This is a genomic window from Rhizobium sp. Nf11,1 (assembly GCF_050587665.1).
Classification (GTDB): domain Bacteria; phylum Pseudomonadota; class Alphaproteobacteria; order Rhizobiales; family Rhizobiaceae; genus Rhizobium.
Map to the genome: position 1 here is coordinate 28,294 of NZ_JBOBHU010000015.1, position 15,261 is coordinate 43,554.

At 62.8% G+C, this 15,261-nt stretch carries 9 protein-coding genes; 6 read left to right on the plus strand and 3 right to left on the minus strand.

What is annotated here, in order from left to right; all coding sequences use genetic code 11:
- The first annotated feature begins 54 nt into the window (after nt 1–54).
- The 6 genes from ACQ7C1_RS21330 (at nt 55) to trxA (ending at nt 12,032) form a co-directional block, all read left to right on the plus strand.
- Nucleotides 55–2,640 (plus strand): PAS domain-containing sensor histidine kinase, encoded by a 2,586-nt coding sequence (locus ACQ7C1_RS21330; protein WP_097601327.1) that lies wholly within the window; start codon nt 55–57, stop codon nt 2,638–2,640.
- Nucleotides 2,637–4,151, plus strand: coding sequence for a tRNA (adenosine(37)-N6)-threonylcarbamoyltransferase complex ATPase subunit type 1 TsaE (tsaE, locus tag ACQ7C1_RS21335; RefSeq protein ID WP_430959693.1), 1,515 nt, complete (start codon nt 2,637–2,639; stop codon nt 4,149–4,151). The genes ACQ7C1_RS21330 and tsaE overlap by 4 nt, the downstream gene beginning before the upstream one ends.
- Nucleotides 4,152–4,164: 13 nt before the next feature.
- The gene (locus ACQ7C1_RS21340; protein WP_430959694.1) at nt 4,165–4,896 is read left to right on the plus strand and encodes a nucleotidyltransferase family protein; all 732 of its coding nucleotides are present in this window, start codon (nt 4,165–4,167) and stop codon (nt 4,894–4,896) included.
- A gap of 4 nt (nt 4,897–4,900) precedes the next feature.
- A complete protein-coding gene (gene addB, locus ACQ7C1_RS21345; RefSeq protein WP_430959695.1) occupies nt 4,901–8,092 on the plus strand; it encodes a double-strand break repair protein AddB in 3,192 nt (1,063 codons plus the stop codon).
- The gene (gene addA / locus ACQ7C1_RS21350; RefSeq protein WP_430959696.1) at nt 8,085–11,636 is read left to right on the plus strand and encodes a double-strand break repair helicase AddA; all 3,552 of its coding nucleotides are present in this window, start codon (nt 8,085–8,087) and stop codon (nt 11,634–11,636) included. Before addB ends, addA begins: the two co-directional genes overlap by 8 nt.
- A gap of 75 nt (nt 11,637–11,711) precedes the next feature.
- Complete coding sequence (trxA, locus tag ACQ7C1_RS21355) at nt 11,712–12,032, plus strand: thioredoxin (protein ID WP_004672616.1); 321 nt, start codon at nt 11,712–11,714, stop codon at nt 12,030–12,032.
- Nucleotides 12,033–12,094: 62 nt separating this feature from the next.
- On the opposite strand, the gene ACQ7C1_RS21360 is transcribed toward trxA, so the two are convergent.
- From ACQ7C1_RS21360 to trpA, 3 genes are all read right to left on the minus strand, one after another.
- A complete protein-coding gene (locus ACQ7C1_RS21360) occupies nt 12,095–13,390 on the minus strand; it encodes a bifunctional folylpolyglutamate synthase/dihydrofolate synthase (RefSeq protein WP_430959697.1) in 1,296 nt (431 codons plus the stop codon).
- An 85-nt stretch (nt 13,391–13,475) separates the two neighbouring features.
- A complete protein-coding gene (accD, locus tag ACQ7C1_RS21365; RefSeq protein WP_183705815.1) occupies nt 13,476–14,381 on the minus strand; it encodes an acetyl-CoA carboxylase, carboxyltransferase subunit beta in 906 nt (301 codons plus the stop codon).
- A 39-nt stretch (nt 14,382–14,420) separates the two neighbouring features.
- Nucleotides 14,421–15,260 carry a tryptophan synthase subunit alpha gene (gene trpA / locus ACQ7C1_RS21370; RefSeq protein WP_085776437.1) on the minus strand — a complete coding sequence of 280 codons (840 nt, stop codon included), beginning with the start codon at nt 15,258–15,260 and terminating at the stop codon, nt 14,421–14,423.
- Nucleotide 15,261: the final 1 nt, after the last annotated feature.

Here is a 15,261-nt window from a genome sequence, read left to right on the forward strand (position 1 = left end):
AAATGGGATGTCTTGTCGTAATGCGGCACATTGAAGGACGGAGACATACCGCGGATGTCGGAAGTGAAAAACAGCCTGCCCGGTCAGGCGGATGATGATGCTTGTAAGCATCGCCGTCCGTTCATGGCAGGCCAGGGATATAAATCTGCAACGGCACACGAGGCCGCAAAGCAAAAGCATGGATCATTGGCGCGCTTCTTGAAAACTTGCGCGGCCGGCACGGCGCTTGCCGCGCTGGCGCGGCCGGTTCTCGCACAAAGCGAGCAGCAGGCGGCGGCCTCGGCTCACCTTTTCACCTCCTCGCAGGTCGTTGGCGTTTCCGTCGTCATCGGCGTCATATCGGCGGCCCTGCTTTCCACTCTCTGGCTCGTGCGCCAGCGCGGCAATCTGGAAAACGAGAGCCGGGACATCCGCTCGGCGCTCTCGGATGCCCAGCAACGCATTTCGCAATATCAGGCGCTGATCGCCGACAAGAACCGGCGCATCGTCATCTGGGACGGCAATGCGCGCCCGGAACTGCTTGGGCAGCTTCCGCCCGAGACTGGCGCACCGCAGGATGGCGAATTCCTGGCCTTCGGCCTCTGGCTGAAGTCACACTCCGCCTCGGAGCTGGAAAAGGCAATCGACCGGCTGCGCGACGGAGCGCAGAGTTTCGACATGGTGGTCGAGACCATCCGCGATGAAATCCTCGAGGCGCAGGGCCGGGTTTCCGGCGGACGCGCCTTCGTCCGCTTCGTGGCACTCAACAATCTGCGCGCCGAGCTTGCCGAACTCAGGATCGAGCGCGACCGGTTGATGACCTCGATCTCGGCCTTCCAGACCATGCTCGACGCGATCGACATGCCGGCCTGGCAGCGCGACCCGGCGGGCCGCCTGACCTGGGTCAATCAGGCTTATGGCGATGCGGTCGAGGCGCGCTCGCCGCAGCAGGCGATCAACGAAGGCCGCGAGATGCTGACGACCGTGGCACGCGAACGCATTCGCGCGACGGCGACGCCGGAATCACCTTTCCATGACACGATCTCGACGGTCGTGCGCGGCAACCGGACCTTCTTCGACGTCGTCGACGTCAAGGTTCCCGGCGGCTCGGCCGGCATTGCTGTCGACGTATCCGACATCGAAGCGGTCCGCGCCGAGCTGGAGCGGACCCTGAAGAGCCACGCCGAAACGCTCGATCATCTCGCGACACCCGTCGCCATCTTCGACGGCGAGCGGAGGCTGCAGTTCTACAACCAGGCCTTCGTCGCCCTCTGGGAACTGGATATCGCCTTCCTTGAAAGCCGGCCCGACAATAGCGAGCTGCTCGAGCGGCTGCGGGCGGCCAAGAAACTGCCGGACCAGCTCAACTGGAAAAGCTGGAAGGAAGCGGCCCTTTCGGTCTATCGCACGCTCGATACGCAATCGGATCTCTGGCACCTGCCGAACGGCCAGACGCTGCGCGTCTTTGCGACCGCCCATCCCCAGGGCGGCGCCACCTGGGTTTTCGAAAATCTGACCGAACAGGTCGATCTCGAAACCCGCTACAACACGCTGGTCAAGGTACAGGGTGAAACGATCGATCACCTTTCCGAAGGTGTCGCGGTATTCGGGCCCGATGGACGTATCCGCCTGTCGAATCCGGCCTTCCGGGCGCTCTGGGGAATTACCGAAACCGAAGCCAAGCCCGGAACCCATATCCGCGCGCTGGGCGAGGCGTGCGCACCGTCCTATGACCGGCCGGACGGCTGGAAGACCTTTGCGGAACTGATCACCAGCTTCGATGACGAACGTCGCTCGAGCCAGGGGACGCTGGAACTCTTCTCCGGCCTCGTGCTCGATTACGCCGTCATCCCGCTGCCGAACGCGCAGACCATGCTGACCTTCGTCAACATGACGGACAGCGTGCGGGCCGAGCGGGCATTGACCGAGAAGAACGAGGCGCTGCGCAAAGCCGACGAATTGAAAAACGACTTCGTCCAGCATGTTTCCTATGAACTTCGCTCACCGCTGACCAATATCATCGGCTTTACCGATCTGCTGCGCACGCAGGGCGTTGGGCCGCTGAATGAACGGCAGGCCGAATATATCGACCACATCTCGACTTCGTCCTCGGTTCTGCTGACCCTCGTCAACGACATTCTCGATCTTGCGACGGTCGATGCCGGCATCATGCGTCTGAACTATGCCGAGATCGATCTCAACGACCTGCTGGACGACGTCTCGATGCAGATCGCCGACCGGCTGCACGAAAGCGGCGTCGCGCTCGAAATCACCGCGCCTGCGTATCTCGGCTCGATCATCGCCGATCCGCAGCGGCTGAAGCAGATCCTTCTGAAGCTTCTTGCCAATGCGGCGAATTTCTCGCCGGAGGGTACCTCGATCTCGCTGGAATGCCATCGCGAAGGCACGGATTTCGTGTTCTCCGTCCGCGATCGCGGCCCCGGTATTTCGCCCGACATGATCGCGACGGTCTTCGACCGGTTCGCGACCGGGGCTAAAAGCGGCAAACGCGGCGGCGCCGGCCTCGGCTTGTCGATCGTCGACAGCTTCGTCAGCCTGCATCATGGCGACGTGACGATCGACAGCGAGCCGGGCAAGGGCACGACGGTCGTCTGCCGAATCCCCTCGGTCAACATACCGCATTCCGCCGCCGCCGAATGACGACTGACGATACGATCTCGCTGTTCCTGAAGGACGAAGCGGCCACGGTTCGCCTCGGCGAAGACCTGGCATTGGCCTTGAAGGCCGGCGATTGTCTTGCCCTGTCGGGCGATCTCGGCGCCGGCAAATCCTCGCTTGCCCGTGCGATCCTGCGTGCCATTGCCGATGACGATGGGCTCGAAGTCCCGAGCCCGACCTTCACACTGGTGCAATCCTACGACCTGCGTATCCCGGTTTCGCACTTCGATCTCTACCGGCTCGGCGATCCCGGTGAATTGACGGAGCTCGGATTCGACGAGGCCCTGCAGAACGGCATATGCCTCGTCGAATGGCCGGAGATGGCAGCGAGCGAGTTGCCTGAGGAATGCATCACGTTGACGCTGACCCATGAAGGCAACGGCCGCCGGGCGACGATCAGCGCCGCCGGCGCACAGGCTTTGCGCATCCGGCGCGTCCTGGCGATCCGCAATTTCCTCGAAGACGCAGGCTGTTCCGATGCCAAACGTCGCTTCCTGACTGGCGATGCATCGCTGCGTGCCTACGAGGCGATCTATTGTGAGAGCATCAAGGGCCGTCTCATCCTGATGGACTGGCAGCCGCATCCCGAGGGACCGCCGGTCCACGACGGCAAGCCCTATCCCAAGGTCGCACATCTGGCACAGAACGCCTATCCCTTCGTTGCGATTGCCGATGCGCTGCGCGAACGGGGATTTGCGGCGCCGGAGATTTATAAGGTCGATTATGACAAGGGCATCCTCTTGATCGAGGATCTCGGCACCGAAGGCGTGCTCGATGACGAGGGGCGGCCGATCGTCGAGCGTTACCGGCAAAGCGTCGCCTGTCTTGCCCATCTTCATTCCATGCAATTTCCGCAGGATATACCGGTTTCCGCCACCCATAGGCATCACATACCGGACTTCGATCGCACGGCGATGAAAATGGAAGTGCAGCTTCTGCTCGACTGGCACATTGCCTGGAAGCGCGGCACCGCCCCCTCGGAGGCAGAGCGCAAGGAATATCTGGCGACCTGGGACGCCCTGATCGATGAACTTGCCACGGCCGAAAAGAACCTGCTGCTGCGCGATTTCCACTCGCCGAACATCATTTGGCGGCCGCAGGAGCCGGGCATCAAAAAAATCGGTCTCATCGATTTTCAGGACGCCATGATCGGGCCCACAGCCTATGATCTTGCCTCGATCGTCCAGGATGCGCGCGTGACGATCGAACCGCCGCTTTTCCGGCAGCTGATGGACGATTATCTGGCGCTTCGCCACGCGCAGGGCGGCTTCGACGAAGCCGGATTCCTGAAAGCGTGGGCGATCATGTCGGCGCAGCGCAACTGCAAGCTCGCCGGTCTCTGGGTGCGGCTGCTGCAGCGGGACGGCAAGCCCGGTTACCTCAAACATATGCCGCGCACGCTCACCTATCTCAACGTCGCGCTCGAGCATGAGGCGCTTGCCCCCTTGCGCGATTGGTGCGCAAGGGCTGGAATAGGCCAGAGCGAATCATAAGTTCCGGATCAAGATGACCATCAGACAAGCCATGGTACTGGCCGCGGGTCTCGGGACCCGCATGCGCCCGATCACCGACACGATTCCGAAGCCGCTGGTAAAGATCGGCGGCAAGGCGATGATCGACTATGCGCTGGACGCGCTGGTTTCGGCCGGTGTCGAGCGGGCCGTCGTCAACGTTCATCATCATGCCGAGCAGATGTTCGACCATCTCGGCAACTATCGCGGCCTCGACATCGTCATATCGGATGAGCGGGACGGTCTGATGAATTCCGGTGGAGGGCTGGCGAAGGGCCTGACGCTGCTGGACCGAGACAATATCTTCGTCATGAATGCCGATCTCTTCTGGATCGGGGAACAGCCGGGACGGCCGACAAACCTGCAACGCTTAGCCGGATTCTTCGATGGAAAGCAGATGGACATGGCGCTGCTTTGCGTTGGGATCGAGGATACGACCGGTCACAACGGCAAGAACGATTTCAGCCTCGCCGCAGATGGCCGGCTGACACGGTATCGCGACGATCCGTCAAATCCGGTCGTCTACGCCGGGGCGATCGCCATGAATCCGGCGCTATTTGACGATGCGCCGAAGGATGCCTTCAACCTCAACATCTATTTCGACAAGGCGATCGCGCGCCGCCGGCTGTTCGGCATTATGCTCGAAGGCCATTGGCTGACAGTGGGAACGCCAGAGGCAATCGGCGAAGCGGAGGAAACGATCCGCCGACTGCGGGCGTTCGCGTGAGCTCATGGCGGACCGGCACCAGCCACGCATCCTGACGATCCCGGCGGGCCTCCCCTTCCTGAAAACGCTGGCAACGACGCTTTGCGACGGACGCCTGACGCCGCTCTTTCGGCATGAGCCCGGTGATCCGCTGTCGCTCGCCAGGGTGACGATCTACCTGCCGACTCGGCGCGCCGTGCGTGTGCTCCGTTCGGAATTCGTTGACCTGCTCGGTGGCCGCTCGGCGATCCTGCCGGTCATTCGTCCGCTCGGTGAAACCGATGACGACAGCGGATATTTCGAAGAGGCGCTGCCGGCGACCATCGATCTCGCCCAGCCGCTGTCGAATACCGCCCGGTTGCTGGAACTGGCGCGCCTGATCCTTGCCTGGCGAAACAAACTGCCGGAGATCGTCCGTCATATCCATTCGGACTCGCCGTTGGTTGCGCCGGCCAGCCCGGCGGATGCTATCTGGCTCGCCCGCAACCTTGCGGAGCTGATCGATTCCATCGAAACCGAGGATCTTGACTGGGAACTGTCGAAACTCGACACCGGTGACTACGCCGCCTGGTGGCAGCTGACGGCGGAGTTCCTGCAGATCGCCAGCGCCTTCTGGCCGGAGCGGCTTTCCGAGCTCGACAGGTCCTCGCCGGCGCGGCACAGGAACGCCATTCTGCGGGCCGAGGCAGCCAGGATTTCTGCGGCGAAGCCGGCCGGGCCGATTATCATCGCCGGTTCGACGGGTTCGGTCCCTGCCACGGCCGATCTCATCGCCGCCGTTGCCAATCTGCCCGAAGGCGTGATCGTCCTTCCCGGCCTCGATCTCTCCATGCCCGATAGGCATTGGCAAATGGTCGCGCCGGAACCGGCACCGGGCCAGCATGCCAATCCGGCCAGCCGGAGCCATCCGCAATATGGCCTGTCCTCGCTGCTGAAGAGGCTGAGGCTGACACGAGCCGACATCAGCCTGCTTGAGAGGCCGGAGACCGATCTCGATCGGCGCGCCGAAATCCTATCGCGCGCGCTCTCGCCGGCAGAGGCGACCAGCGACTGGGGGGCCTGGAAGAGCGCGTTGCCCGAGGGAGCGCTGACTTCGGCCTTCGCCGATGTTTCGCTGATCGAAGCCGCCAATGAACGCGAGGAAGCAACCGCAATTGCCATCGCGCTCAGGCTTGCACTGGAAAGGCCGGGCCAGGACGGCGAAAGCCGGGCAGCGCTGATTACGCCCGACCGCAATCTCGCCCGTCGGGTGATGGCCGAACTTTCCCGCTTCGGCATCCTCGCCGACGATTCGGCCGGCACGCCGCTTTCGGCCACGCCGCAGGGCACCCTGCTGCAATTACTGCTGGACGCGGCGCTGCGCCCGGGCGATCCGGTGGCGATCGTCTCGCTGCTCAAACATCCGCTGGCCCGCTTCGGCCTCGAACGTGGGGCCCTGATTTCTGCGACCGAGGCGCTTGAGCTGCTGGCACTGCGCGGCGGCGTGGCGGAGGTGGATATCAGTGCGCTCGAGTCGCTCCTGGCCCATCAGCTCGGCGAGCAGGCTCTGGACCGACACACGCCGCAATGGCGAAAAACGCTGCCAGCCGAGGCGGCCAATGCCGCATCCGAGCTTGCCCGCCGGGTTGCCCGCGCAACCGAGCCTCTGGCTTCCGCGCTGGTCCGGCACCGGCCGGAAGAACGCGGCAAGACGGCGCGTTTCACGCTGTCCGAATGGGCGGAGCGGACCGGCCGTTCGCTCGAAGCGGTCGCGGCAGATCCGCACGGCAATCTTGCCGATCTCTGGTCGCACGAGGCAGGAGACGCCCTTGCCTCGCTTCTCAGCGAAGTGATCGACACGGATGGCCAGATGGAGGCCGACGGGCCGCAATGGATCGACATCATGGCCGCACTTGCCGCCGGCCATGCGGTGAAACCCCGGGCACTCAGCCATCCCCGCCTCTTCATCTTCGGCACGCTCGAAGCCCGCCTACAGAGCGTCGACACGCTGATCCTCGGCGGCTTGAACGAAGGCTCCTGGCCAGGGCAGAGCGCAAACAATCCCTTCATTCCGCGCATGATGAAGACGGAGATCGGGCTCGAACCGCCGGAGCGGCGCATCGGCCAGCTGGCGCATGATTTCGAGATGGCGAACGGCACTCGCCACCTGATCTATTCGAGAGCGCTGCGCCAAGGTTCGACGCCGACCGTCGCCTCGCGCTGGCTGCAGCGGCTGCTGGCGCTCGGCGGAGAGACATTCGAAGCGGCATTGAGAGGGCGCGGTAACCGCTATCTGCAATGGGCCGGCCTCATCGATCGGGGAGAGGTTCAGGCACCGGCGCAGCGACCCTCGCCGAAACCGCCTCTGGCGCTGCAGCCGAAGTCCTATTCCTTCAGCGAGGTCGGCCGGCTGCGCCGCGATCCCTATGCGATCTATGCCCGCCGCATCCTGCGGCTCGATCCGGTCGACGCGTTCAACCGGGATCCGGGAGCGGCCGAACGCGGAACGCTCTACCACAAGATCATCGACCGGTTCATCCGCGAAGCCCATGTCGCCGGCACGCCGGAGGCGGCAGCGGCGATGGAGCAGATTCTCACCGAGCTTTTCGACATGGAGAAGCTGCCGCCACATATCGATGCCGTGTGGCGGCCGCGCTTTCGCGACGTGGCCGGCGCCTTCCTCGAATGGGAGGCCGGACGACGTCCCGCCATCCGCAGGACACTGACGGAAGTGCGCGGCGGCGTGGAGCTGGAGGCGATCGATGTCCGGCTGAACGGCGTTGCCGACCGGATCGATGTTACGGGACCGGGGGCGGCCGATATCATCGACTACAAGACCGGCTACAACCCCTCACCGGCACAGGCACGCGCGCTTCTCGATCCGCAGCTCGCGCTCGAAGCGGCCGCGTTGAGCGCCGGCGCCTTCCGCGATGCCGGCAGTCTCATCCCGCAGGATCTGCTCTATGTCCGTCTGCGTCCGGGACGCCGGTTCCAGGTCGATACGGTGAACAACGAAAACTCGGCCCGCAGCGACAAGGCAAAATCGGCGATGGACCTTGCCGCGGACTCGGTCGACCAGCTGATCAAGTTCGTCAGTTTGCTGCAGTCCGGCGAAAAAGGCTTTACCTCGCGGCTCATTCCGGCGCAGCAGTTTGATTTCGGCGGCGACTATGATCATCTCGCCCGCGTCTCCGAATGGTCGACGGCCGAGACCGAGGAAGGCGGCGGCGATGAGTGACCAGACTGCACTTCCGATTGACGACGATCCCGGCGCCTGGATCGGCTGGACCACGATTCAACAGGCAATCGCCTCCGATCCCGAGCGCTCGGCCTGGGTCTCGGCCAATGCCGGTTCCGGCAAGACGCATGTCCTGACCCAGCGTGTCATTCGTCTCCTTCTCGCCGGCGCACGGCCTTCCGCCATTCTCTGCCTGACTTATACCAAGGCCGCGGCCTCCGAAATGTCGAACCGCGTCTTCGAACGGCTGGCAGACTGGGTGGTGCTTGACGACGAAAATCTCAGCCGGCGCATCACGCAGATCGAGGGTACGGCGCCGGATGCCTTAAAGCTTGCCGAGGCGCGCCGGCTGTTTGCGAAGGCACTGGAAACACCGGGCGGATTGAAGATCCAGACGATCCATGCCTTTTGCGAAGCGCTGCTGCACCAATTCCCACTGGAGGCCAATGTTGCCGGGCATTTCTCGGTCCTCGACGATCGCGCGGCGGCGGCACTGCTTTCCGATGTACGCCGGGCGCTGCTGACGGCAACGGCGCCGGAGGAAGGCAGCGCTCTTGCCGAGGCTTTCGCCTATGTGCTCAATCTCGGCGATGAATCCGGGCTGGAGAACCTGCTCGCCGACATCATCGCCAACCGCAATGCCATTCGCCGCTTCACGGCGGCTGCCGAGCGACAGGGCGGCGTGGAGACGGCTCTGCGCGACAGGCTCGGCCTTGCCGTGGGCGATACTGAAAGCCGGATCGCGGCGCAATATTGGCCGTTGCCGGAGCTTTCAGGCGGCATGCTGGAGCTTTATTTGGCGCTTGCCGACCAGAAGGGCGGCGCCAAGGCGCAGGAGGTTGCTTATGGCCTCAGGCTCGCCGGCCGGGAGCGCGATGATGCCAAGCGCGCCGAGATGCTGGAGAAGATCTTTTTGACGGCAAAAGGCGAGCCGAAAACGGACTCGCAGTTCCTGGTCAAAGCCATGCTTGCGGAAGCGCCGGAATTGACGAGCGCCATAGCCGCCGCCCGCGCGCATGTCGCCGCAAGCCGTGACCGGTTGAAGCTGATGCGGATGTTCGGCGCCACGAGGGCGGCGCTGGTGCTCGCCGGTCGGCTGAACCACGATTACGAGGAACTGAAGAAGCAGCGCAGCCAACTCGATTTCGAAGACCTGATCACACGCACCGCCGACCTGCTGACGAAGAGTGGCGTCGGTCCCTGGGTCCATTACAAGCTGGACCGGGGTATCGATCATATCCTCGTCGACGAGGCCCAGGATACCAGCCCGATCCAATGGAGCGTCATCCAGTCGCTCGCCGAGGATTTCTTTTCCGGCGAGAGCGCCCGGCCGGTCGTGCGCACGCTCTTTGCCGTCGGCGACGAGAAACAGTCGATCTACTCCTTCCAAGGAGCGCGACCCGAGCGTTTTTCCGAAGAGAGCGACCGGACACGGCGGCGGGTCGCCGACAGCGGGCAGAGCTTTTCCTCCGTGCGGCTGCCGCTCTCCTTCCGCTCGACCGCCGACGTGCTCGAAGCCGTCGACCAGATCTTCCGGACGGCGGACAATGCGCGGGGTCTCAGCGCTGTCGGCGAACCGGTCGTACATCGATCCAGCCGCATCGGACATCCCGGCGCCGTCGACCTCTGGGAGATGGTCGCGCCTGAGGTGGTGGTGAAGGAAGAGGATTGGACGGCGCCCTTCGATGCGACGCCGGAAAGCGCGCCGGCCGCAATCCTCGCGCGGCGGATCGCCCATGCGATCGGCACGCTCGTCGGCCGTGAAACGATCGTCGACAAAGGCACGGAGCGGCTGATCGAAGCCGGCGATATCCTCGTTCTGGTGCGCAAGCGCGACGCCTTCGTCAATGCCTTGACCCGCGCCTTGAAGCGCCGTGGCGACATTCCCGTCGCCGGCGCCGACCGACTGACGCTGACCAGCCATATCGCGGTGCAGGATCTGCTGGCGCTCGGCCGGTTCCTGCTTCTGCCGGAAGACGACCTTTCGCTCGCTGCCGTGCTGAAGAGCCCGCTTTTCGATTTTTCGGAGGACGATATCTTTGCAATCGCCGGCCTTCGGGGCGACAACGAGAGCGTCTGGAGCCATCTCAAGAGGTTTGCGGCCGATGGTACTGAACGATTCCGTGCTGCCGTCGAAAGGCTGGAGCTGTTTCTGCAGCAGTCGCGGCATCTGTCGGTCCATGATTTCTATGCGCGCGTGCTGGGCAGCGATGGCGGTCGGCGGCAATTCCTTGCCCGTCTCGGCACCGAGGTCAGCGATATTCTCGACGAGTTCCTGACCTTTACGCTCGACCACGAGAGTTCCGGCCTTCCCGGGCTGCAATCCTTCATCTCAACGCTAGAGCTCGAAGCGCCGGAGGTTAAGCGTGAGCAGGACAAGGGGCGCAACGAGGTCAGGATCATGACCGTGCATGCCTCCAAGGGTCTTGAAGCACCAATCGTCTTCCTCGTCGACGGCGGCTCCAAGCCGTTCACGCATACACATCTGCCGAAGCTTCGCCTGATCGAAACGGACGCCGACGAGCCGCCGCTGCCGGCCTGGGTTCCCGTCTCCGACCTCGCCAATTCGCTGACGCAAAACGATGCAGCACGGATCCAGATGCTGGCGGAAGAGGAGTATCGCCGGCTGCTTTACGTCGCCATGACACGGGCTGCCGACCGGCTTGTTGTTTGCGGCTATCGTGGCGTTCGTGTCAACAACGATACCTGGCACATGATGATCTCAGCCGCGCTCAGCGAAGGCCATCCGCACGTGGAGGCGGCCACCTTCTCCGGCCCAGACGGGGAATGGCCGGGCATCCGATGGCGGGTGCCGCGGGTGGAGCGGCGCTTCGAGCGTATCGACCGCCATGAGGCGCGCGACAGCCAGGAGGCGTTGCCGGAAGGCCTATTGCGGCCACTGCCGCCGCAGGCTGAGCTGCCCCGCCCCCTCAGCCCATCCGGCGCCGGGACGATCGTCGACGAAGACGAGGGCAGCTTGTTTGTCGCTTCGCCGCTGTTCGGCGAGAAGGAGCGCAGCGATCGTTCCCTGGAAAAGGGCAGGTTGATCCATCGCATGCTGCAGGCGCTTCCCGACATTCCCCCGGTCAAACGGCCGGATGCCGCAAGCCGCTATGCCGAGCGGGCGGCGCGGTTCTGGCCTGAAGCGGAACGCCGCCGGCTCGTCGATTCGGTTCTGAGACTAATGGACGAAGAAGGTCTGCAGCCGGTTCTCGGAGTAGAGGCCCAGCCGGAAGTTTCGATCATGGGAACATTGACGCTCGCAGACAGGCGCTATGCGGTCTCCGGCCGTATCGATCGGCTCGCCGTGCTTGCCGATCGCGTCGTGATTCTTGACTACAAGACCAATCGGGTGCCACCTTCGACCGAAGAGGCGATCCCTTTCGCACATAAGGCTCAGCTCGCGATTTATCGTGAGATCCTGGCGCCGCTCTATCCCGGCAAACGCATCGACTGCATGCTCGTCTACACCGAGAATGCGTCGCTCTACACTTTGAGCGAAGAGGCACTCGGTTTGGCGCTTGCAGGACTCAAGACAAAGTGAAATACCGGACATTGAAAATTTGGCGCCGCACCATCACATGTGGTTCAACATCTTCTTCGGTCAAAGGAGCAGCCTATGGCTACCGTGAAAGTCGATATCAATAACTTCCAGTCGGAAGTTCTGGAATCCGCAGAACCCGTCGTCGTCGATTTCTGGGCTGAATGGTGCGGTCCGTGCAAGATGATTGCTCCGAGCCTCGAGGAAATCTCCGTCGAGATGGAAGGCAAGGTCAAGGTCGCCAAGCTCAATATCGATGAAAACCCGGAACTCGCCGCCCAGTTCGGCGTGCGCTCCATTCCGACGCTCGCGATCTTCAAGGGCGGCGAAGTCGCTGATATCTCCGTCGGCGCCAAGCCGAAGACAGCGCTTTCGAACTGGATTTCGAACGCCGCCTAATCGATATCGTCTTCATATATCGCATGGAAAAGCCCGGCTTCGGCCGGGCTTTTTTCGTCTGCTTATTTCGGGGGCGTGCCGTGGTCGGCAAGCACATCCCCGACGAGATAGAGAGAGCCGCCGATGAGGATGCGGGGCGGCAGTGCCGCTGGGTCGAGGGCCGATTTTATCGCTTCCAGCGCCTCGCCGACCGTCGACATCGGTTCGGCGATCAAACCGGCATCATAGGCGGCGTTCGACAATATCACAGGGTCGATCATCGCGTCGCTGCCGCGGATCGGCACGCAGAACACCTTCTCGACCAGGCCTGTGAAAGCCTTGAAATAACCGATCGGGTCCTTGGTGTTGATCATGCCGATGATCAGGAAAAGCGGCCGCGGCTGGCGCTCCTCGAAATTGGCCATGGCTTCGGCGATCACTTCGCCGGCGCCGGGATTATGCCCGCCATCGACCCAGATCTCGGCACCGGCCGGCGCATATTGCATCAGCCGGCCTTCGCTGAGGCGCTGCAGCCGGCCCGGCCACTCCACGAAATTCATCGCCTTTTCCATCATCGTCTCGGTGACAATGAAACCCGCGGCCTTGACGGCGCGGATGGCCGCGGCGGCGTTGGCATACTGATGGCGGCCGGGAAGGCGCGGCAGCGGCAGGTCGGCAAGGCCGAACTCGTCCTGATAGACGAGCCGCCCATATTCCTCATGCGCCATGAAATCCTGACCGAAGACGGCGCTCGGGCAATGCAGCCGCTCCGCCGTCGACATCAGCACGTCGAGTGCCGCATCATATTCCTGGTGGCCGATGACGACAGGCAGTCCCGGCTTCATGATGCCGGCTTTTTCGGCCGCGATCAGCTCAACCCTGTCGCCGAGATAGGGCTGGTGATCCAGCGAGATTGGCATAATCACCGAGACGGCCGGATCGGAAATAACATTGGTCGCGTCGAAACGGCCGCCGAGACCGACTTCGATGATCGCGGCATCGGCCGGATGTTCGGAAAACAGAATGAAGGTGACCGCCGTCAGGATTTCGAAGACGGTGATATGCTGCCCGGCATTGGCATCCGCCACGCGTCGCACAGCATCGGCGAAGACGGCGTCATCGACGAGCTGCCCGCGCCCGCCCTTGACACCGATGCGATAGCGCTCGTGCCAATTGACGAGATGGGGCGAGGTATGGACATGGGCGCTGTAGCCGCCGGCCTCGAGCAAGGCGCGGCAGAAGGCGGTGACCGAGCCCTTGCCGTTGGTGCCGGCGACATGGATCACAGGTGGCAGTTTCCGGTGCGGGTTGCCGAGTTGATCAAGAAGACGGGTGATGCGATCGAGAGACAGATCGAACCCCTTGGGATGCAATCCCATGAGTTTTTCTATCTCTTGCGCTGCCTCACTCACCGCGGTTTGGCCTCTTGGTATCAATTCGGCACCCCCGCCTGTGTGTCGGTTATCAGGCGCTCGCCGCCAGAGCGATCGCGCCGCCATTCATGTCGTTGGCCGCCGAAACGGGCTTCTTCGTCAGGATCTTCAGCAGACGCGCCAGTGTCTCCGGAATATCGTGACGTTTGACGACCATATCGACCATACCATGTTCCAATAGATATTCGGAGGTCTGGAAACCCTCAGGCAGCTTCTCGCGCAGCGTCTGCTCGATCACGCGCTTACCGGCAAAGCCTATTTCGGCGCCGGGCTCTGCCAGATGAATATCGCCGAGCATGGCGTAGGAGGCCGTCACACCGCCTGTGGTCGGGTTGGTCAGCACAACGATATAGGGCTGGCCGGATTCCTTCAGCAGGTCGACGGCAACGGTTGTGCGCGGCAGCTGCATCAGCGACAGAATGCCTTCCTGCATGCGCGCGCCGCCGGAGGCGGGAAACATCACCAGCGGGCACTTCTCGGACGTCGCGCGTTCGAAAGCCTTGACGATCGCCTCGCCGGCGGCAATGCCGAGCGAACCGCCAATGAAGTTGAATTCATGCACAACGGCAACGAGTTTCAGACCGTGCACCTTTCCGAGGCCGGCAAGGATGGTATCCTCCTGTTCGGTCTTCACCCGGCTGTCGCGGAGCCGATCGATATATTTTTTGGAATCGCGGAACTTCAACGGATCCTGGGCGACCTTCGGCTGCGGCAGCGATTCATATTCGCCATTGTCGAAAAGGTCGGCAAGGCGCGCCTTGGCCGGCATCTTCATGTGATAACCGGATGCGGGAATGACCCATTTGTTGGATTCCAGATCCTTGTGGAAGACCATTTCGCCCGTTTCCGGGCACTTGATCCACAGGTTCTCGGGAACTTCGCGGCGGCCCAGCATGGAATTGATCCGCGGGCGAACGTAGTTGGTGATCCAGTTCAACTCGAAATCTCCTAACTGATTGGTGCCAATGTGGGAAAACTATTCGGCAGCAACAAGGCGCGCCGAACGTGTTCCCGAGGAAAGGCCGCGCACCAGCGTTGCGACCGCCTGAACGGTGTCGGCCGTCGCCTTTCCGTCTTTCGTCAAACTGGTTGCGACCTGATTGACAATCGCGGTGCCCACGACAACGCCGTCGGCAGAGCCGCCGATGACCTTGGCATGTTCCGCCGTCTTGACGCCGAAGCCGACGCAGACGGGCAGCTCCGTATGCTGCTTGATGCGCTGGACGGCGCCAGAAACCAGCGACGGATCGGGCAGCGCCGAGCCGGTGATGCCGTTCATCGAGACGTAATAGACGAAGCCGGAGGTGTTTTTCAGCACCGCGGGCAGGCGCTTCTCGTCCGTGGTCGGCGTCGCCAGGCGGATGAAGTTGATGCCCTTGCGGATCGCCGGAATGCAGAGTTCGTCATCCATCTCGGGCGGCAGGTCGACGACGATCAGGCCGTCGATACCGGCGGCAAGCGCATCATCCAGGAACGTCTCGACGCCGTAGATGTAGATCGGATTGTAATAGCCCATCATGACGATCGGCGTCGCATCGTTGGTCTTGCGGAAGTCGGCCGCCAGCTGCAGCGTCTTCTTCAGCGTCTGGCCGCCTTTCAGCGCCCGCTGACCGGCCAGCTGGATCGCCGGGCCGTCGGCCATCGGATCGGAGAAAGGCATGCCGAGCTCGATAATGTCGGACCCCGCTTCCGGCAGTGCCTTCATGATACCGAGAGAGGTGTCGTAGTCAGGATCGCCGCCCATGAAATAGGTCACAAGCGCCGGACGGCCCTCGGCCTTCAGCGCGGCAAAGCGTTTGTCCATGCGTGCGGTCATG